Genomic DNA, 20,324 nt, shown 5'->3' with positions numbered 1-20,324 from the left:
GTCGGACAACTCAGTTCCCCTATCGGAGCTTCGGGTCGAGGGCCTCGCGGACCGCCTCGCCGAGCATGACGAAGCTCAGCACGGCGGTGACGAGGAACGCGGCGGGGAAGAACAGCAGGAACGGCGAGACCCGGAGGAAGTTCTGCGACTCGCTGATCATGATGCCCCAGGAGACCACCGGGCTTTTCAGGCCGATGCCCAGGAACGAGAGCGTGGCCTCGGCGCCGATGAACGAGCCGACCATGATCGTGCCGTAGACCAGCAGGGGCGCCAGGCAGTTGGGCAGCAGGTGCTTCATGATGATGCGACCGGTGCCGGCGCCAAGTGCCCGTGCGGCGACGATGTAGTCGGCCTCCTTGGTGGCGAGCACCGAGGAACGCATCAACCGCATAACCACCGGCCAGCTCAACACGGTCAGGGACAGGATGACCAGCCCCATGATCGTCCACTCGTCGTTGTCGGTGCCGGATCCGTTGAACGTGGTGAGGATGACGATCCCGCCGAGCACGAACGGCAGGCCGAAGAAGACGTCCGCGATCCGGGACAGCAGCGTGTCCACCCATCCGCCGCGGTAGCCGGCGAGGATGCCCATGGCACCGCCGATCAGCAGCGTCAGCACGGTGGACACGATGGCCACGATGATCGAGGCTCGGGCACCGTAGATGGTGCGGGCGTAGACGTCGCGACCCAGCACGTCATAGCCGAACCATCCGCCGGCGGCGGGGTCGACCAGGCTTCGGTCCAGGGAGCCGGTCTCGGGGTCTCCGGAGGTGAACAACGAGGGGAACGCGCTCATCACGACGAACAGCAGGATGAGCGCCGTCGAGATCCAGAACAGTGGCTTGCGGCGCAGGTCGATCCAGGCGTCGCCGAGCAGGCCCCGTGGCTCGTGCTGCTTGGCGCTGTCGGGCAGGCCGGCGTTGACGGGCGCACCGGAACCGGCCTCGGTGGGCATGGTCGCGGGCGGCGTCGCCACGACCGACGCGGTATTCGGGTCACTCATGCCCGCACCTCGCTGCGCTCGGCGCGGGCGTGGTTGCCCGCGCAGACTGCTGGGACGATTTGTTCGCTGCGGCGGTCACTCATAGCGGATCCTCGGGTCGAGGGCGGCGTAGAGCAGGTCCACCAGCAGGTTCATCAAGAGGTAGACGAGCACGAGCACCACCACGATGCCGACAACGGTAGCGCTCTCCTTCGTCACGATGGAGCGCAGCACCTGCCGGCCGATGCCGTTGATGCCGAAGATGCCCTCGGTGATGATCGCGCCCCCCATCAGCGCGCCGAGGTCGGTGCCGAGCAGCGTGACGACCGGGATTAGCGAGTTGCGCAGCAGGTGCACGCCGACCACCCGGCGCATCGGGAGGCCCTTGGCGATCGCGGTGCGGACGTAGTCGGCGCGGCGGTTCTCGGCGATGCTCGTTCGTGTCACCCGGGCGATGTACGCCATCGAGACGCTGCCGAGCACGAAGCCGGGCACGATCAGCTCGCTGAACCGCATCTCGCTGGAGACGGTGGGGGTGATGATGCCCCACTTCACGCCCAGAATCCATTGAAGCACGAAGCCGATGACGAAGACCGGCAGGGCGATCAGGAAGAGGGTGGAGACGAGGACCAGGTTGTCCAGGAAACCGTTGCGCCGCAGACCGGTCAGGACACCCGCGCCGAGACCGATCACGGCCTCGATGGCGAGGGCAACCACCGCCAACTTCAGGGTGTTCGGGTACGACGTGGCGATGATGTCGAGGATCTCGCGACCGCCGTATGTGATACCGAAGTCACCCTGGAAAAGGTTCTTCATGTAGCTGGCGTACTGCACCCAGATCGAGTCGTCGAGATGGTATTTCTCGGTCATCATGGCCCGGTAGTTCGGCGGGCAGCCGCGGTCGCCGCACTTGCCGGCGAAGGGGTCACCGGGCACCGACCAGACGAGCCAGTAGATCAGGAACGTCGTGCCGATGAACACCGGCACGAGTTGCAGCAGCCGTCTCAAGAGATAACGGCCCATGGGGTGGTCCTCCAGACAGGGAGCGCCGGGCACCCGACGCGGTGACGACAACGTGCGAGGGGTTCGTTGTACACCCCCTCGCGGAACGGCCCCGGGCCGGGCTCACCGGTTAGGCGAGCCCGACCCGGGGTCAGACCGTTCGGATCAGAGCTCGACCGAGGTGATGTCGAGTTCGCCGACGTTGGTCAGTTCCAGCTTCTTGATCTTCTCCGAGTGGCCGGACTGCTCGCCGCTGAAGTAGATCGGGATCGCCGGGACGTCCTGGTCGATCAGCTTGGTGGCCTCGGCGAACTTCTTGTGCGCCTCCTCGAGGCTGGGGGCCGCGGAGGCCTCCTTGGCGAGGGCGTCCACCTGCGGGTTGCTGTACTTGCCGTCGTTCGAGGAACCGCCGGTCACGTAGAGCGGGTTGATCCAGTTCTCCACGTCCGGGTAGTCCTGCTGCCAACCGGCGCGGTACATGCCGTCCATCTTGTAGGCGTTGATGTTGGCCCGGAAGACCGCGAAGGTCGGCACGCCCTCGGCGACCGCGTCGATACCCAGGTTCGTCTTGATCTGCTGGGCGACGGCCTCCATCCAGTCCTTGTGGCTGGCGTCCGCGTTGTAGTACAGCTTCAGCTTGCCCTGGAAGCCGCCGGCCTCCTGGAGCAACTGCTTGGCCTGGGCCGCGTCGAACTTGCAGGAGGTGCAGTCGCCAGGCGTGGCGCCCGGGCTCAGCGGGTTGGCCCAACTGTCGGCCGGCTTCCGGTTACCGAAGAAGATCTTGTCGGTGATGGACTGCCGGTCGATGGAGAGCGAGATCGCCTTGCGCAGCTTGGCGTTCTGGAAGCGCTTGTCGTAGATCGGGAACGCGATGATGCCGTTCGACGGGATCGTCGTCGAGATCGCGCGGTCAGCCAGGTCGGCCTTCCACTTGTCACCGGCCAGCGCGGCGACCGGGACCTGCTGCTGGAAGTCCAGGTTACCGGCGAGGAGGTCGCTGTAGGCAGCGGTGTCCTGCTGGTACATCTTGACGGTGACGTCCTTGATCTTCATCTTGTCACGCAGGCTGTAGTCGTCGTTGCGCGTGAGCTTGATCTCGACGTCGTCCTGCCAGGAGACGAGCTTGACCGGGCCGTTACCGATCGGCTTCTTGCCGAAGTCCGCCGGGTTGGTGGCGAAGAACGCGTCCGGCAGCGGCATGAAGGCGCTGTAACCGAGCTTGGTCGGGAACACGGCGGTCGGCGCGGCGAGCGTGACCTCGAAGTTCGTGTCGTCGACGACCTTCAGGCCGGACATCTCCTTGGCCTTCGGCTCCGGGGCCTTCTTCGGGCCGTCCGGGCCGTCCGGGTCCTCGGTGTAGACGTCGTCGAAGCCCTGGATGTCGGAGAAGAACGAGGCGTTCTGCGCGCCGTTCGGGCCGTATGCCGCCCAGTTCCAGGCCTTGACGAAGCTCTCCGCCTTGACGGTGGTGCCGTCGTGGAACTTGGTGTTCGCCTTGATCTTGATCTTGAAGACCTTCGAGTCGCTCGTGTCGATCGACTCGGCAAGCAGGTTCTGCGGCGCCCCACCGTTGTTGGGGTACTCGACCAGGCCACTCCACAGCCAGTCGACGATCTTGCCGCCACCGGTCTCGGTGGTGTTCGCCGGAACCAGGGGGTTCTCCGGCTGGGTGCCGTCGATGACGATGGCGCCGTCCGCGCTCGCGCCGGAGCCGTCACCGTCGTCGTTGTTCCCGCTCGAGCAGCCGGACGCGATGAGCGCGAATGCCGCGCCCACCGCGAGCGCGCCACTCGCCCGCTTCGAGACTCTCATTCCGAGGGGCCTCCTCTTTCTAACCTGGTTCCGTCGTGGGTTTCACGCACGTGTGGGGGGTGACACCACCGACGACCCGAATCACAGGCCGTCGGTTTACCGCAGAGGAAATCGGGACACCCCTGGGGTACCGATCCGCCGGGCGCCACACCCTTCGACGAGGACATCGCGCAGGATCGACGACCACGGGGCGGCGCGGGTAGCGGCGTTCCGTGGTCGGTGGACCCGACGAGATGCCTCACACCGGGGGGTGAGGTGCTGCCACTGTGACACCCACCGGCCCATTCCGTGAAGGTGCCGTTATCAAGCCGTTAGTTGCTCGCCACGTTGCCGATACTTGAGAAAAGATCACAAACGGCGCGGATCGCACGGCCCTGAACAGGGAAGACGCGGCCATACCGATCGACATCACCCGGCCGTCCGGCTCGGTGAGCGCGCTCCCGCCCGCGGCGACGCCCTCCGAATTGATGGCAATCACACCGAGTTTTACCCATCCGGCTGATGGCTTCGTCCGCTGTGCGGACATCGCCATCGGCCGGGTGGACGAGCTGTCCGCGGGTGAGTCAGACCAGCCGGCGATCGGCGGCCCACCGGGACAGCTCGTACCGGTTCGACATCTGGAGCTTGCGCAGCACGTTGGAGACGTGCGTCTCGACCGTCTTGATCGAGATGAAGAGCTCCTTGGCGATCTCCTTGTACGCGTACCCCCGGGCGAGCAGCCGCAGGACCTCGCGCTCCCGGTTGGTGAGTTGGTCCAACTCGGGGTCGGCGACCGGCGCGTCCGGCCGGGACGCGAACGCGTCGAGCACGAACCCGGCCAACCGTGGACTGAACACGGCGTCCCCGTCGGCCACCCGGCGGATCGCGTCGGTCAGCTCCTCCGGCGAGATGGTCTTGGTGACGTAACCCCGGGCGCCGGCCCGGATCAGCCCGATCACGTCCTCCGCCGCGTCGGACACGCTCAACGCCAGGAACTTCACCTGCGGGTGGGTCCGCCGCATCGCCTCCAGCACGGCCCGACCGCCGCCGTCCGGCATGTGCACGTCGAGCAGCACCACATCCGGGCCGGTGGCCGCGATCCGGGTCACCGCCTCGGCCACCGAACTGGCCTCGCCCACGACGTCGACCCGGGTGCCCAGCTCGGCGCGGACGCCGGCCCGGAACATGGCGTGGTCGTCGACGAGGAACACCCGCAGCGGGCCTCGCGGCGTCGCGCCCTCGACCGGTTCCTGCTCGGACATGGTCACCTGTCCCTTTCCGCCGTGGCGCCGGAGCCGCTGATCGGCAGGATCAGCCGGACCTCGGTCCCTTCTCCCGGCTCGGACCGGATCTCCGCCCGGCCACCGTGCCGTTTCATCCGTCCGATGATCGAACCGCTGACGCCGTGCCGGTGATTCTCCACCGTATCCGGGTCGAAGCCCTTCCCCCGGTCCCGGACGAACACGCTCACCTGCTCCGGCTCCACCTCGGCATAGAGCGACACGGTCTGCACCCCGGCGTGCCGGGCCGCGTTGACAAGCGCCTCCCGGGCCGCGGCGACGAGCGCGCCGACCCGCTCGTCGGTCTCCCGGTCGCCGACCACCACCGCCTCGACCGTGATCGCGAACGTGTCCTCCACCTCGGCGGCGGCCTGCTCCAGCGCGGCGGCGAAGCGCTCCGTCGGCGAGGCGGTCGGCTTGTAGAGCCAGTTGCGCAGCGAGCGCTCCTGGCCCCGGGCCAGCCGCTGCACCGTCTTGACGTCGCTGGCGTTGCGCTGGATCAGCGCGAGCGTGTGCAGCACCTGGTCGTGCACCATGGCGGCCAGCTCGGCCCGCTCCTGCTCACGGATGCGCCCCTCCCGCTCCGACCGGAGCTGGTTCCAGGTGCGCCAGAGCACCGGACCGGTGACCACACCCACGCCGGCGAGCCCGACAAGCGCGAAGATGACGCCGTTGAGCACCGCGTCGAAGTTCTGCGCCGGCGAGTAGACCGCGGCCACGCCGATGATCCCGACCGCGACGAGCACCCCACCGCCGATGAAGCGGAGCACGAACGCCCGGCGGTCGCTCTCCTCCACCACCGCGCCCAGCCAGGGCACCGCGGAGTCGCCCCACTGCCGGCGCCGCTCCGGGCCGGACTGGTGCCAGATCACACCGGCGCCCACCGCGATGATCGCAACCAGCCAACCGGCGGTGCCGGCCGCGCCGACCGAGTCGAACGCGACCACCTGGAGCAGCAGCACGCCCAGCCCGATCGCCACGAACGGCAGCAGTTGGGCGAGGTCGCGGCGCGGCGGGGCGGCGGCGTCGCCGGGCCGGGGCGGGACCACCGCCCAGAAGGCCGCGTAGAGCAGCAGCCCGAGACCGCTCAGCCCGAGCAGCACCATGAACGCCACCCGTACCCGGAGCACCGGGATACCCAGGTGGTCGGCGATGCCGGCGGCGACCCCGGCGCCCAACCGGTGCTCGGTGGCCCGGTAGAGACGCGGGGGGTGCGGCGTGACGGTGCTGCTGATCGGAAGCTCCCGGGTCGCGCGGAGGTGCCGGCGGCGGCCGACGCTCCGATCGTCACACGGCGGGAACGCCCCGGACCACGGGGACGCCCCGGACATTCGCCACCGCCGGATCTCAGGGTGGGGTCAGGGTCGGGTCCTGAGGTCGGCCGGGCGGCCGGGGCAGCAGTATCGGAGGCATGACCGAGGACGCCGCCCGTCCGCCCCGCCCCTGGGCGGCAGCACAGGACGATTCGTCGCCGCCCCCACCGGGGCCGGCACCCGCCGCCGACGGCGCGCCACCGCCCGGCGGCGACGCGCCGTTCGCCGGCCCACCACCCGGTGGGTACGCCCCACCGCCCGGCGCCGCCGGATTCACCACCCGGTACGGCCTGGTCCGTCCCCGGGAGGGCCGTTACCTGGCCGGGGTGTGCGCGGCCATCGGCCGGGCCACGAACACCGACCCGGTGCTGTGGCGGGTACTCCTGGCCGTGCTCGGCTTCTTCGGCGGCATCGGCATCTTCGTCTACGTCGCCGCGTGGCTGATCATCCCCGGCGAGGGGGACACCGCATCCCCGGTGGAGTCGATGCTCGGCCGGGGCCGCTCCAGCATGTCGCCGGTCACCGTGATCGTCCTCGGCATCGTGGTCGCGGTCGGCTTCGGATACGTCGTCACCGACGGATTCCGGGCCATCCTGCTCGGCGCGGTGATCCTGATCGGGGGCGCGCTGATGCTCAACCGCGACCAGCGCGGACCCGCCTTCCGCACCGGCGCGCCCGGCCAACCGCCCGGCCCGGCCCCCGGCCCGGCGCCGACAACCGCCTGGCCACCGGCGACCGGGCCGGTCACCGCGCCGCAGGCCGCGTCCTGGGCCGGTCCGCCGGCCGCACCGGGGGCGCCGTGGGCCGGCGAGTCCGCCGGGTACGCGACGCCGGCCAGGACGGCCACCTCGTCCCGAACCGGCGAACCGGCCGAATCCGCGTCGCCGGCATGGCCCGCCGGCCCGGCCGAGGGTGGAACAGGCTCCCCGTCCGCGATCCACCCCGAGCCGGCCTACCCGCCCGCGCCGACCGAACCCGGTTACCCGCCCACGCGCGCCGGGGCCGGCTACCCGACCACGCCGCTGTCCGCCCCGGGCTGGCCGGCCGCGGCCAGCACCCGGCCGACCCGGTCCGAGCCGGTGACCGCCGCACTGCCCACAACGGCCGGGGACACCGACGCGTGGCCGACCTCCGGCGCGGCCCCGGCGTGGCCGGCCGCGCCGACCACCGGCGCCCCGGCGGGCGAGCCGGTCGCCGCGCCGCCGCCCACGCCGGCCGGCGCGCCCCTACCGCCGGGCGGCTACCGACCGCCGTTCGCTCCGCACGGCCCGTACGCCGGCTCGCCTCCCGTCGCGGCGCCGGCCCGGCCGCCCCGGCCGCCGAAGCGGCCGAAGGAACGCTCCCCGCTCGGTGCGATCACCTTCTCGCTGATCTTCCTGGCGCTGGGCCTGGTGGCGATGTTCGACCTGCTGGACGTGTTCCCCATCGGCGCCGCCGGCTATTTCGCCGCGACGCTCGCCACCATCGGCCTCGGACTGCTCGTGGGCACCTGGTTCGGTCGGGCCCGCTGGCTGATCGCTCTCGGTCTGGTGACCGCGGCGGCGCTCGGCGTCGCCACCGTCGCCGAGTCCTACGACCGGGTCCGGGGCATCGACGGCAACGTCACCTGGGCGCCGTCCGACCGCCGCGACCTGGCCGACCGGTACGAGAACAACTTCGGCGACGCGGTGCTCGACCTGCGGGCGATCGACTTCGACAAGCAGGAGACCCAGGTGACCGTCGCGGTCAACTTCGGCAAGGCGACAGTGGTCGTGCCGCCGAACGTGGACGTGACCACGGTGGCCGACGTCAACGCCGGTGACGCCTCCGTCTTCGGCCGGCGCACCGGTGGGCTCAACGGCCGGCTCTGGGAGAGCACCGACGCCGGCGCGGACGGTCCTGGCGGGGGCACGCTCCGGCTCTACGTCCACGTGAACGCCGGAAACCTGGAGGTGTCCCGATGAAGGCCCACCGCACGGACCTCGTGTCGTTCGCGTTCGGCCTGATCTTCCTGGGGCTCGCCCTGTGGTGGCTGCTGGCCCGGATCCTCGGTCTGTCGGTGCCCCCGGTCGGCTGGTTCCTGGCCGGCGGGCTGGTCGTGATCGGATTGCTCGGCCTGGTCGGCGCGCTGCGCTCGGTCCGCGGCCCGGACCAGCCGGCCCCGCCGGACCAGCCGGGGCAGGCGGCCCAGCCGGGGCAGGCGGGCGGGCCGGAGACGACAGTGGCGGCGCCGTACCGCGACGGCACCCCGGCCGGCACCGACGCGGCCTCCGCCGGCGCCGACGAGTGGGCCACCGGCGCGGTGACCGACGTGCCGGCACCGGCGTGGGAGGACCGGCCCGGCGACAGTACGCCGGTCCGCCCACCGGCCGAACCGGCGACCGAGGAACTGTCCACCTTCGAGCCCGAGGGCCGGTCCGGACCGGCCACCCGCGAGCTGCCTCCGGCCCGCCCGGAGGGCGACGAACCGCGCGCCTCCGGGGGACCGCCGGTCTGACCGCGCCGGTGGGACGGCGCGGAGTCGCGGCCTATGCTGGCCGAGGGAGATCTCGCGTTCGTCGTCCGGTCCGTGTCACCCGACCACGCAGGGTGCTCCCGGTCCCGCCCGGTCGGCCGGTCGGGTCGCCGAAGCGGCCCCAGTCCGTCCCTACCTCGTCAGGAGCTCGCCCGACATGACCCAGTCCCCCGCCGTGCGCGTCACCGGCCCGTCCGGCGCGGTCCGCCTCGGCGAGCGCGCCGCCCGTACGCTCGTCGCCGAGTTCGCCAGGCGTAACGACCCGAAGGCCGGCCTGCTGGTCGGCGCCACTCCGGAGTCCGCGGTGCTGGCCGCGGCGATCGAGGCGCTGCTCCCCGGCGACCGGCTGGTGGTGGCGCCGGCGGACGGCGCCGCGGCGGGGGCGCTGCGGGAGCACGTGACGGCCCAGGGCCGCTGGGTCGCCGACCGGGTACGCGTGGTCGACGCGCTCGCCGAGGCGGACGCGGCGGCGGTGGTGATCGTCGCCGAGCCGTTCACCGGCACCGCCGAGGAGGCCCGCGCCGCGGTGGACGGGCTCTCCAAACACCTCGCCGAGGGCGCGGTGCTGAGTGTCGCCGCGCCGCTGTTCCGCACCGAGGGCGCCGGCCAGGAGCTGGACCGGCAGGGTGTGCTGCACGGCGTCCGCACCGACGTGGTGCTGCGCAACTCCCCGCCGGTACGCGTGCACCACCTGCGCTTCACGTCGGCACCGGCCGCGCTGGCGGCCTCGCTGTCGCCGGCGTACCGGCCGTCGAGCGTGCCGTTGACCGGCCGGATGCACATCGACTCCAACGGGGTGGCCGCCGCCGGCATCACGCTCGGCCTGGCCGCCCTGGCCCGAGCCGCCCGGCCGAAGTCCCGGCTCTGGCTGTTGCCGGCGCTCGCCGCGGCCCCGGTGGCCGCGTTCTTCCGGGACCCGGAGCGGGACGTCCCGGAGGACCCGTCGGCAGTGGTCGCCTCGGCGGACGGCCAGGTCCTGTCCGTGCAGCGGCTCACGGACGAGCGCTTCGGCGACGACGAGTGGCTGCGGATCGCGGTCTTCCTGTCGGTGCTTGACGTGCACGTCAACCGCACCCCGGTGGCCGGCAAGGTGGTCGACTACTTCGTGGCCGACGGCGGCTTCGTCAACGCGATGAAGCCGGACGCCGAGCACAACGTGGCGGCGTACACGGTGCTGGACACCGACCACGGCACGGTGGTCGTGGCCCAGCGCACCGGGCTGATCGCCCGCCGGATCGTGCAGCGGGCGCCGGTCGGCTCACTGCTGGCGAAGGGCGAACGCTTCGGGCTGATCCGGTTCGGCTCGCGTACCGACATCTACCTGCCGGCCGACGCGGCGGAACCGCTTGTCGGCCCCGGCGACAAGGTGATCGGCGGTTCCACTGTCATCGCCCGCTGGCGCTGACCCGCCGGACATGCGAGAAGGGCGCCGCTCGTGCGAGCGGCGCCCTTCTCGTCGTACGTGTTGTGTGCGCCTCAGGCGGCGCGACGCTGGTGCAGCCAGAGCAGCGGGCCGCTGACCAGGTAGCCCACCACCACGAGGGCGAAGGTGAGCCGGACGTCGACGAGCGCGCCGACCACGGGGGCGAGCCAGAGCCACGGCGGCAGCTTCAGCAGCCGAGCCAGCTTGGCGTACGGGAAGCTGGACACCATGGCGAAGGCGAGCAGCGCCACGCCGGCGACCATGACCAGGCCGGGGACCGGCACGCCGATCGCCACGGTCAGGGCCAGCACCATCGCCGCCATGGTGGTCGGCACGCCGCAGAAGAAGCGGCCGTCCTTGGGCGAGACGTTGAACCGGGCGAGCCGGATGGCCGCGCACGCCGCGACCAGGGCGCAGGCGACCGCGGCGGCAGCCGGCGGCGCCGAGCCGGCCAGGGAGGCGTAGACCACCACCGGCGCGGCGAGGCCGAACGAGCACATGTCGGCAAGTGAGTCCATCTGCGCGCCGAACGGGCTGGCCACCCCGAGCTTGCGGGCCAGCGCGCCGTCGAGGCCGTCGAACGCGACGCACGCGATCAGGCAGACCGCGGCGATCCGCACCTCGCCCTGCATGGCCAGGAAGATGGCAAGCATGCCGAGCATCAGGCTGCTCAGGGTGCACGCGTTGACAAGCGCGAACTTGGCACGCCGCGCGGCGGTGCGGTCACCCGGCAGCAGCGGGATCGACATCGCCGGGGAATCGTCCACCGGCGCGACCGGGGCGAGCGCCGGGCTGATCGGGCGTACCGCCTCGTGGTCGGTGTCGAGCCGGCCGTAGCGGAGGCGCTGGCGGTCGGCGTAGCGGCGGTCGGGGGTGACCAGGTCAGTCCCGGGGCCGGCCAGGCCGTCCCGGCGGCCCACCCGGACCAGCAGCACCTGGCGGGCGAACGTGCTGCTGCGGCGCAACCGGCCCGCCCAGCGACGCCCTGCGGGGCGCGGACTGTCAGTCGTACGACGCCGGCGCCATGGGGCTCTCGGCACGTTTCCTCCATCACCGGATCGACTGGCCGCCCACGTCGGGGCGGGTGTCCGGCTGTCTCGTGCCGGACCTTTCGGGCCCGGCAGCCCATTTGCGGAGTACACCATTGCACAGGGGACAAGGGCTTGGCGATAGCTGCCGGCGGTACTTATAACTCCCCTAACCGCGCGAACCCCTCAGTTATTCCCATCTCGGGTTACAACGCCCATTTTTCTTGGCCCGTCCCAACTGCTGACTGTACCGGAGGTGGCCCAGGGCGGCTCGGTGAGCGGTTCAGCTCACCCGCAGCCGGGTCGCCCGTCGAGCCACGTCGGTCATCGACAGACCGGTCACCTGCTCCCGGGGGAACCAGGCGGCCCGAGCGGTGGAGCCGCCGGCCGACTCGGTGACCACCGCCTCGGTCGGCACGTCCACCCGCACCCGGTAGATCACCCGGACGCCGTGCCAGTCCAGCGGCCGGCCCTCGGGGCCGAGTGCGGCGGGATTGTGCAGATTGTCCACGGCCAGCAGGTCGACCACCCGACCCAGCTGCCCGGCCTCCTCGACCAGTTCGCGGAGCAGCCCGGCGGCCGGCTGCTCCCCGTGGTCGGTGCCGCCGCCGGGCAGGTGCCACCGGCCCGCGCCCGGGTACCCCTCGGCGATCATCGTCAGCAGCACCCGGTCGTCCGGGTCGGTGACCAGCCCGTACGCGGCGAAGCGCTGCCGGCGGTCGGAGGTCGACGCCGCCGGCCCGGCCGGGGCGATCGGTCCGTTCGGGGCGGTCGAGGCCCTCGGGGCCACCGGTCCGCTCGGCGCCGTCGGTCCGCCCGGGGCCATCGGTCCACCCGGGGCCGTCGGCGGCGTCCGGGGCAGGTCTGCCGGCAGCGGCGACACGGGCAGGCCGAGCAGTTCGGCGGTGAACGGCATCAGCGGCCGGGTGGCGGCCTCGTCGGGGGTGAACCAGCCCACCTCGTCGGTGCCACCGGCCGTCTCGGGTCGCAGCCGCCCACCCCGGGCCTCGACCTCGAAGATCAACCGGTCCGTGTGCATCGCGACACCCTCGGCGCGGAAGATCGCCACGTCGGCGACCGCAGCCCGGACCACGCCGACCGCCACGGTCAGCCCGGTCTCCTCGGCGAACTCGCGGACCACGGCGTCGGCCGGGTGCTCGGCGTGCTCAACCCCGCCGCCCGGAAGCTGCCACACCCCCGGGGACGGACACCTGACGCTCCCGCGCGCCAGCAGCACCCGCCCGCGGGCATCCCGCAGAATCCCGTACGCCCCCACCCGCCGCCGCTGCTCCACCCCGTGCCTCCCCCGCACCGCGCCCACCCCGTGCCCACTCCGTCGATCATGAGGTTAGTGGCAGCGGGGCGGACATTTCACCCCGCCAACCTCATGATCGCCAGAGTGCGGCCACGGGGTGGGGTCAGTCAGAGGAGATGGGCGGCCTGGACTGCTTCGGCGGTCACCTCGGTCAGGCGGTCGGTCGGGATCGCGTCGAGTTCCTCGCGGCGGAACCAGCGGGCCTCGCACGTGGAGCCGCCGACGTCCGCCACGGTCGGCGGGGCGGGCTGGTCGACCACCACCCGATAGAAGGCGCGGACGCCGTGCCAGTCGATCGGGTAGCCCTCCGGGCCGAGCGAGGCGGCGTCGCGATGGCTGGCCACCCCGAGCAGCTCGACCAGGCGGCCGGTCTGCCCGGTCTCCTCGACCAACTCCCGGATCAGCGCCGCGGCGGGCTGCTCGCCGTAGTCGGTGCCGCCGCCGGGCAGGTGCCAGCAACCGGCGCCCGGGTAGCCGTCGGACACGCGGGTCAGCAGCACCCGCTCCTCCGGGTCGGTCACCACCGCGTACGCGGCGAAACGCTGCGCCCGGTGCAGCCCGTCCGGACCGGGGACGGCGTAGAACGAGGGGAACTCCGGGACCTCCTCCGGCACGATGTCGTCGCTTGAGGTGGGCAGGCCCAGGGCACGTGCGGTGAACAACCGCAACGGCAGCTCGCGGGCCTCGTCGAGGGTGAACCAGCGGGCCAGGTCGGTCGGGCGGTCGATCCGCTCGGTGAGCGTCCCACCGCGGACCGAGACGGTGTAGAGCAGGCGGTCGGTGTGGATCGTGATGCGCCGTTCGGGCAGCGCCCGCATGTCGGCGAGCACGTCCTGGAGGCCGGCGACGGCGACCGAGAGCCCGGTCTCGGCCGCGGTCTCCCGGACGACTGTGTGCTTGGGGTCCTCACCGTGGTCGACCGCCCCTCCGGGGAGCGACCAGGTGCCGGGGGTGCCGGAGCGCTCCGATGCGCGGACCAGCAACACTCGGCCGTTTGAATCAGCACAAACTGCGTATGCCGCGATCCTGCGCAGCGGCTCCAGCGAGGTGGTCACGGGAGCAAATTCTCCCCGGCGCGGGTTACCTCCATCGAAAAGAGTCAGATTCCTGACTCTTTTCTGGCGCATCAGGGATGGATCAGGGTAGGCGTCCGGGCAGTCACCGAGGTCGCTCGCCGCCCGGCGCGGGACCGTGGACACATGACCTACAGGAACCCTTCCCAGGCCCCGTACAAGCAGCTCCGCCGACCGGTGAGCGACCGCATGATCGCCGGCGTGGCCAGCGGTGTCGGCCGCTACTTCGCCCTCGACCCCACCCTGGTGCGGGTGGTCTTCGCCACCGCCACGGTGCTCACCGGTGGGCTGGCCGCGCTCGCGTACCCGATCATGTGGTTCCTGATGCCCGAGGAGCCGGCCGGCGCGCCCGCCTGGCCGCACCCGCCGGGCACCGCGCCCGGCTGGCCGCCGGTTCCGCCGACCGGGCCGGTTCCGCCGACCGGGCCGGGGACGGCGCCTCGGCCGGAGGCCGGGCCGCCACCGGCCGCGTGACCCGGCGTCACTCCCACTCGATGGTGCCCGGCGGCTTGCTTGTCACGTCCAGCACGACGCGGTTGACCTCGGCCACCTCATTGGTGATCCGGGTGGAGATCCGGGCCACCACGTCGTAGGGCAGGCGGGACCAGTCGGCAGTCATCGCGTCCTCGCTGGAAACCGGGCGCAGCACCACCGGGTGCCCGTAGGTGCGGCCGTCGCCCTGCACGCCGACGCTGCGGACGTCGGCCAGCAGCACCACCGGGAACTGCCATACCCCCCGGTCCAGGCCGGCCGCGGTGAGCTCCTGCCGGGCGATCAGGTCGGCCTTGCGGAGCAGGGCGAGGCGCTCCTCGTCGACCGCGCCGATGATCCGGATGGCCAGGCCCGGGCCGGGGAACGGGTGCCGCCACACCATCGCCTCGGGCAGCCCCAACTCCAGGCCGATCGTGCGGACCTCGTCCTTGAACAGCGTGCGCAGCGGCTCGACCAGGGCGAACTTCAGGTCCTCGGGCAGACCGCCGACGTTGTGGTGGCTCTTGATGTTGGCGGTGCCGGTGCCGCCGCCGGACTCCACCACGTCCGGGTAGAGCGTGCCCTGGACCAGGTATTCCACGTCGCCGTGCGCGGCGATCTCCCGGGCGGCGGCCTCGAACACCCGGATGAACTCCCGGCCGATGATCTTGCGCTTCTGTTCCGGATCGGTCACCCCGGCGAGCGCGCCGAGGAACCGCTCCCGGGCGTCGACCACCTTGAGCTTGATCCCGGTCGCCGCCACGTAGTCCTTCTCCACCTGCTCGGCCTCGCCGGCCCGCAGCAGCCCGTGGTCGACGAAGACGCAGGTGAGCTGGTCGCCCACCGCCCGGTGCACAAGCGCCGCCGCGACCGCCGAGTCGACGCCGCCGGACAGGCCGCAGATGACCTCCTTGTCACCGACCTGCTCGCGGATCCGGGCGACCTGCTCGTCGATGATGTTCTCCGGCGTCCACTCCGGCACGACCCCGGCGATGTCGTAGAGGAAGCGGGTAAGCATCTCCTGCCCGTGCGCGGTGTGCCCCACCTCGGGGTGGAACTGCACCCCGGCCCGCCGGCCGGCCACGTCCTCGAACGCGGCGACCGGGGCCCCGGCCGACTCGGCGGTGACCGTGAAGCCGGCCGGCGCCTCGGTCACGCAGTCGCCGTGGCTCATCCAGACCGGCAGGTCCGCCGGCAGGTCACGCAGCAACACACCGGGTTCGGTCAGGCGCGGACGCAGCGGGGTGCCGCCGTACTCCCGGTTGCCGGTCCGCGTGACCGTGCCGCCGAGCGCCTGGGCCATGGCCTGGAAGCCGTAGCAGATGCCGAACACCGGCACGTCGGCGTCGAACATGCCGGCGTCGATCTGCGGGGCGCCCGGAGCGTAGACGCTCGACGGGCCACCGGACAGGATGATCGCGGCCGGGTTCTTCGCCAGCATCTCGGACACCGGCATGGAGTGCGGGACGATCTCCGAGTAGACCTTCGCCTCGCGGACGCGGCGCGCGATGAGCTGGGCGTACTGGGCTCCGAAGTCCACCACGAGGACGGGGCGAGGCGTGCTCATGTGCGCAAAGCCTACCGACAGTCACGGCAGCCGTGGACGCGCCCCGGCGGCGCGTCGCTCCGAAGGTGTTAAGCGGGGCCCCCGCCTCTACCGGAGGCGTTAATAGGGGCCCCCTCCTTTCACCGCAGCGCGGCGGGGGCGTGCGGGGGCACCGCGGGGGTGTGTGGGGGGACGGGGGCGACACGGGTGTACGGGGAGCCGAGTGCTGGGCGGGGGTCGGCCTCGCCCCGGTTGGGCCAGAACGACATGGCACGCTCCGCCTGCGCGGTGATCGTCAGCGACGGGTTGACGCCCAGATTCGCCGAGACCGCCGCGCCGTCCACCACGTGCAGCCCCGGGTGGCCGTACACCCGGTGCCACGGGTCGACGACGCCGTCGGCCGCCGTCGCGCCGATCACCGCCCCGCCGAGGATGTGCGCGGTCACCGGAATGTTGAACGGCTCGGTCACCGCGCCGCCGGGGGTGCCATCGATCTCCTCGGCGAGCAGCCGGACCGCCTCGTTGCCGACCGGGATCCAGGTCGGGTTGGGCGCGCCGTGGCCCGGGCCGGAGACCAGGCGGCGACCCCGCCAGCGGGTGGTGAGCGAGTTGTCGACCGACTGCATGACGAGCGCGATGACTGTGCGTTCGGACCAGCCGCGGACCGACAGCATCCGCGCGGCCAGCCCCGGCTGCCGGACGATGCTGCCCAGCCAGCGCCGGACCCGGTGCGGCCCGCCGTCGACCAGCAGCGACTGGAGCAGTCCCATGGCGTTGGAGCCCTTGCCGTAGCGGACCGGCTCGATGTGGGTCTGCGGGTCGGGGTGGAACGAGCTGGTGATCGCCACGCCCTCGGAGAAGTCGAGGCCGCGCCGCCGGGCCGCCCCGGCGGCCACCGAGGCGCCGAGGATCGCCTCCGAGTTGGTGCGGGTCAGCTCGCCCAGCCGGGGCGAGAGCCCGGGCAGCGCGCCGGTCGCCCTCATCCGGTGCAGCAGCCGCTGGGTGCCGAGCGCGCCGGCGGCGAAGACCACCTGGTCGGCGTGGATCACCTCGCGACGCCTGCGCAGCCAGGCCCCGGTGCGCTCGGTGTGCACCGCGTAGCCGCCCGCCGGGTCGGGCCGCACGGCGGTCACCGTGGTCAGCGGGTGCACCTGCGCGCCGATCCGCTCGGCCAGCCAGAGGTAGTTCTTGACGAGCGTGTTCTTCGCGCCGTGCCGGCAGCCGGTCATGCACGAGCCGCAGTGGCTGCACCCGGTGCGGTCGGGCCCGACCCCGCCGAAGTACGGGTCCGGCACCCGCTGCCCCGGCCGTCCGATGTGCACGCCGACCGGGGTCGGGTGGAACGTGTGCGCCACCCCCATCCGCTCGGCCACCGCCCGCATGGCCCGGTCCGCGCCGGTGTCGACCGGGTACGCGGTGACGCCGAGCATCCGTTTCGCCTGGTCGTAGTGGCGGGCCAGTTCGTCGCGCCAGTCGGTGATGTCCCGCCACTGCGGGTCGGCGTAGAAGGCGTCCAGCGGCTCGTAGAGCGTGTTCGCATAGACGAGCGAGCCGCCGCCGACCCCGGCGCCGGAGAGCACGAGCACGCCGCCGCCGGTTTTCCGGTCGGCGGAGCGGAGCAGGGTGATCCGTTGCAGCCCGAAGCAGCCGAGCCGCGGCGCCCACAGGAACCGCCGTGCCTGCCAGGACGTCTTCGGGAACTCCTCGTCGGCGAAGCGCCGGCCGGCCTCCAGGACGCCCACCGAGTAGCCCTTCTCGGCCAGCCGGAGCGCGGTGACGCCGCCGCCGAAGCCCGATCCGATGACGACCACGTCGTAGCGCATGAACGCATCATTACCGACGGGTAGCTATGGCGCCAGGACGAGTTTTTCGCAGATCATGCAGAGCGCTCGACCGCCGGTGCAACCTTCGGTGCCCCCGGCCGCGTCGAACTCCACGGGGAGAGGACGGAAACGTGACGAGACGACGCCTGCTGGGCCTGGCCGTCCTGGTGGTGGCTCTGTTGGTCGCCGGCGGCGCGGTGGTGACCACCCGGCTGGTCGGGCACCACTCGCCGACCCGGGCCGCCGCGCCGGCCACCTCGCCACCCGGCTCACCCACGCCGGCCCCCACCACGGGCAGCCCGAGCCCGCCGCCCGGCGCCGACCTGACCGGCCCGCTCACCCTCATGCTCGTCGGCGTCGACACCCGGGTCAGCATCCCCGGCTGGGAGCCGCACGCCGACGCCGTGCTGCTGCTGCACGTGCCCGCCGGGCTGGACCGGGCGTACCTGTTCTCCCTCCCCCGCGACCTGGTGGTCGACATCCCGGCCTACCCGAAGGCCCGCTACCCGGGCGGGAAGACCAAGCTCACCCACGCGATGAGCTACGGCAGTCGCGTCCCCGGCGACAAGGCCCACCCCAGCACCGCCCAGGGGTACGAGCTGCTGCGTACCACCGTCTCCCGCTACACCGGGCTGCGCATCGACGCCGGCGCCGTGATCACCTTCGGCGGCTTCGACAAGCTTGTGGACACGCTCGGCGGCGTCGACCTCTACGTCGACCAGAAGGTCGCCTCCCGGCACCGCCGCCCGGACGGGAAGATGCGACCGCTGAGCGGAGGCGGCTACCACGGGCCGCAGATGGTCTACCAGAAGGGCAACCGGCACCTCGTCGGCTGGCAGGCGCTCGACTACGCGCGGCAGCGCTACACCGCAGGCGGCGACTACACCCGGCAGCGACACCAGCAGCAGCTCATCCGCGCGCTGGCCGGCAAGCTCGTCGAGCAGGGCACGGCCCGCGACCCGCAGCGGGTCGAGCAGGTCGTCGCCGCGCTCGGCAAGACCCTGGTGTACGTCGGGGGCGGGCGGAAGCTCATCGACTTCTCCTACGCCCTGGGCGGCCTGCCGACCGACCGGATCACCCTGGTCGGGCTCCCCGGCTCCGGGGTGGGCAGCGGCGGGTCCTACCGCGGCGAGCAGCTTCAGAAGCTGGGCCGCGACTTCCTCCCCGCGCTGCGCGGCGGCCGGGCCGAGGCGTACCTGTCCGCGCACCCGTCCCTGCGCGTCAAGACCTGAGGTGTTAGGCGGGGGCCCCTTTTATGCAGAAAGCGTTAACAGGGGCCCCCGCCTTACTTCGGCTTGGGGGCGGCGGGGCGCTCGGTGCCGAACAGCCAGGCGTCGAAGAGCTTGTCGAGCTTCTTCCCGGACACCCGCTCCGCCAGCGCCACGAAGTCCGCAGTGGTGGCATTGCCGTCCTTCCGCTCCGCCGCCCAGGTGCGCAGGATCGTGAAGAACGCGGTGTCGCCCACCGCCACCCGCAACGCGTGCACGGTCATCCCGCCCCGGTCGTAGACCGAGCTGCCGAACAGGTTCTCCACCCCCGGCTTGCCCGGCGGCGTCCGCCATACCAGGTTGGAGGCGCCCGCGTACTTCTGCTCGAACGTGCGCTGCACCGTCGACTTTCCCGTGTGCTCGGCCCACAGCCACTCCGCGTACGTGGCAAGCCCCTCGTTGAGCCAGATGTCCTGCCAGCGCCGGATCGAGACGCTGTCGCCGTACCACTGGTGGGCCAGCTCGTGCGCCACCACGTCGGTGTTGTCGCCCCGGCGGAAGAAGCTTGACGCGTAGACCGGCCGGCTCTGCGTCTCAAGCGCGTACCGGATCCGGCTGTCGGCCACCACCACGCCGCCGTACGCGCCGAACGGGTACGGCCCGAAGATGCTCTCCAGGTAGTCGGCGACCTCGACGGTGCGGGCGATCGAACGATCAGGCGCGCCCTCCGGCAGTTGCGTGGTGACCGCGCTCCAGACCGGGCGGCCCTTGTGCTCGCCCGTGGTCACGCGGAACTTCCCGATTACCACAGTGGTCAGGTAGCTGGCCATCGGCGAGCCCTCCGACCAGCGCCAGGTGGTCCAGCCACCGGCGGTCGTCTTCTCCTTCGGCACCCCGTTGCCGACCGCCGTCAGCCCCTTTGGCACGGTGATCTCGACCTCGTAGGTGGCCTTGTCCGACGGGTGGTCGTTGACCGGAAACCAGGTGCTCGCCGACTGCGGCTGGCCGAGCGCGATCGCCCCGTCGACGGTGTGCAGCCAGCCGCCCTCGCCGAGCGTCTCGCTGCGCAGGGCCTCGGGCCGGCCGTCGTACCGGATCTCGGCGACGAACCCGTTGCCGGAGGCGAGCCCGGTGGCAGGCGTGACGACAAGCTCGTCGTCGGTGCGGGAGTGCCGGGCGGCGGCGCCGTCCACGGTGACCGCGCGGACGGTCAGCCCGGCCAGGTCCAGGTTGAACGCGGAGAGGTCGGCGGTCGCGGTGGCCCGCACCGTGGTGGTGCCGGTGAGCTTGTCGGTGTCCGGGTCGTAGCGCACCTTGATCGTGTAGCTCGCGACGTCGTAGCCGCCGTTGCCGTAACGGGGGAAGTAGGCGTCGCCAGCGCCGGCCGCACCGGGCGCGAAGCTGCGGGTGGCGGTCGGACCGGGTTCGGTGGGCGCCGCGGCGCTCCGGTCCGGCTCGGCCGATCCGCAGCCGGCCAGCAGCAGCGTCCCGCAGGCCAGCAGCCCGAGCCGTCGTCGTCCGCCGCGCCGCGCCATCGCCTCGATCCTTCCCCGGACCCTGTTCGGCGGCCCCGCC

The 20,324-nt window shown here is 72.2% G+C and carries 16 protein-coding genes; 5 read left to right on the top strand and 11 right to left on the bottom strand.

The window, feature by feature from the left end:
* Positions 1-19: 19 nt before the first annotated feature.
* From SM450_RS16150 to SM450_RS16130, 5 genes are all read right to left on the bottom strand, one after another.
* Positions 20-1,003 carry an ABC transporter permease gene (locus SM450_RS16150; protein WP_474620544.1) on the bottom strand — a complete coding sequence of 328 codons (984 nt, stop codon included), beginning with the start codon at positions 1,001-1,003 and terminating at the stop codon, positions 20-22.
* A 75-nt stretch (positions 1,004-1,078) separates the two neighbouring features.
* On the bottom strand, positions 1,079-2,005 hold the full coding sequence (locus tag SM450_RS16145; RefSeq protein ID WP_474620543.1) for an ABC transporter permease: 927 nt from the start codon (positions 2,003-2,005) through the stop codon (positions 1,079-1,081).
* A 144-nt stretch (positions 2,006-2,149) separates the two neighbouring features.
* Positions 2,150-3,796, bottom strand: a complete 1,647-nt coding sequence (locus SM450_RS16140; protein WP_474620542.1) for a peptide ABC transporter substrate-binding protein — start codon at positions 3,794-3,796, stop codon at positions 2,150-2,152.
* Positions 3,797-4,359: 563 nt separating this feature from the next.
* Entirely contained in the window at positions 4,360-5,037 is a 678-nt protein-coding gene (locus SM450_RS16135) for a response regulator (protein WP_281586695.1), read from the bottom strand.
* Positions 5,038-5,039: 2 nt separating this feature from the next.
* Positions 5,040-6,233, bottom strand: a complete 1,194-nt coding sequence (locus tag SM450_RS16130; RefSeq protein ID WP_474620748.1) for an ATP-binding protein — start codon at positions 6,231-6,233, stop codon at positions 5,040-5,042.
* Between the two features lie 233 nt (positions 6,234-6,466).
* On the opposite strand from SM450_RS16130, the gene SM450_RS16125 reads away from it, so the two are divergent.
* From SM450_RS16125 to SM450_RS16115, 3 genes are all read left to right on the top strand, one after another.
* Positions 6,467-8,311: a PspC domain-containing protein gene (locus SM450_RS16125; RefSeq protein ID WP_474620541.1), complete on the top strand. Its 1,845-nt coding sequence runs from the start codon at positions 6,467-6,469 to the stop codon at positions 8,309-8,311.
* On the top strand, positions 8,308-8,844 hold the full coding sequence (locus SM450_RS16120) for a hypothetical protein (RefSeq protein WP_474620540.1): 537 nt from the start codon (positions 8,308-8,310) through the stop codon (positions 8,842-8,844). The genes SM450_RS16125 and SM450_RS16120 overlap by 4 nt, the downstream gene beginning before the upstream one ends.
* A gap of 175 nt (positions 8,845-9,019) precedes the next feature.
* Complete coding sequence (locus SM450_RS16115) at positions 9,020-10,267, top strand: phosphatidylserine decarboxylase (RefSeq protein WP_474620539.1); 1,248 nt, start codon at positions 9,020-9,022, stop codon at positions 10,265-10,267.
* A 71-nt stretch (positions 10,268-10,338) separates the two neighbouring features.
* Here SM450_RS16115 and SM450_RS16110 read toward each other — a convergent pair whose 3' ends face one another.
* The 3 genes from SM450_RS16110 to SM450_RS16100 all read right to left on the bottom strand — a co-directional run bounded on the left by SM450_RS16110 (position 10,339) and on the right by SM450_RS16100 (position 13,683).
* Complete coding sequence (locus SM450_RS16110) at positions 10,339-11,250, bottom strand: CDP-alcohol phosphatidyltransferase family protein (protein ID WP_474620538.1); 912 nt, start codon at positions 11,248-11,250, stop codon at positions 10,339-10,341.
* 346 nt (positions 11,251-11,596) lie between these two features.
* Positions 11,597-12,607 (bottom strand): NUDIX hydrolase, encoded by a 1,011-nt coding sequence (locus tag SM450_RS16105; RefSeq protein ID WP_474620747.1) that lies wholly within the window; start codon positions 12,605-12,607, stop codon positions 11,597-11,599.
* A gap of 128 nt (positions 12,608-12,735) precedes the next feature.
* The gene (locus SM450_RS16100) at positions 12,736-13,683 is read right to left on the bottom strand and encodes an NUDIX domain-containing protein (protein ID WP_282289719.1); all 948 of its coding nucleotides are present in this window, start codon (positions 13,681-13,683) and stop codon (positions 12,736-12,738) included.
* 144 nt (positions 13,684-13,827) lie between these two features.
* Here SM450_RS16100 and SM450_RS16095 point away from each other — a divergent pair, with 144 nt between their 5' ends.
* Positions 13,828-14,175 carry a PspC domain-containing protein gene (locus tag SM450_RS16095; RefSeq protein ID WP_474620537.1) on the top strand — a complete coding sequence of 116 codons (348 nt, stop codon included), beginning with the start codon at positions 13,828-13,830 and terminating at the stop codon, positions 14,173-14,175.
* Positions 14,176-14,182: 7 nt separating this feature from the next.
* Here the strand turns inward: SM450_RS16095 and guaA are convergent, their stop codons facing one another.
* Positions 14,183-15,739, bottom strand: coding sequence for a glutamine-hydrolyzing GMP synthase (gene guaA / locus SM450_RS16090; protein ID WP_474620536.1), 1,557 nt, complete (start codon positions 15,737-15,739; stop codon positions 14,183-14,185).
* Between the two features lie 119 nt (positions 15,740-15,858).
* Positions 15,859-17,541: an FAD-dependent oxidoreductase gene (locus SM450_RS16085; RefSeq protein WP_474620535.1), complete on the bottom strand. Its 1,683-nt coding sequence runs from the start codon at positions 17,539-17,541 to the stop codon at positions 15,859-15,861.
* 131 nt (positions 17,542-17,672) lie between these two features.
* Here SM450_RS16085 and SM450_RS16080 point away from each other — a divergent pair, with 131 nt between their 5' ends.
* Positions 17,673-18,773: an LCP family protein gene (locus SM450_RS16080; protein WP_474620534.1), complete on the top strand. Its 1,101-nt coding sequence runs from the start codon at positions 17,673-17,675 to the stop codon at positions 18,771-18,773.
* A 53-nt stretch (positions 18,774-18,826) separates the two neighbouring features.
* Here the strand turns inward: SM450_RS16080 and SM450_RS16075 are convergent, their stop codons facing one another.
* Positions 18,827-20,284: a M1 family metallopeptidase gene (locus tag SM450_RS16075; protein WP_474620533.1), complete on the bottom strand. Its 1,458-nt coding sequence runs from the start codon at positions 20,282-20,284 to the stop codon at positions 18,827-18,829.
* Positions 20,285-20,324: the final 40 nt, after the last annotated feature.

The organism is Micromonospora marincola (genome assembly GCF_056150385.1).
Note: the sequence above shows the minus strand (reverse complement) of the source record. Positions and strands in the feature narration are given on the sequence as shown.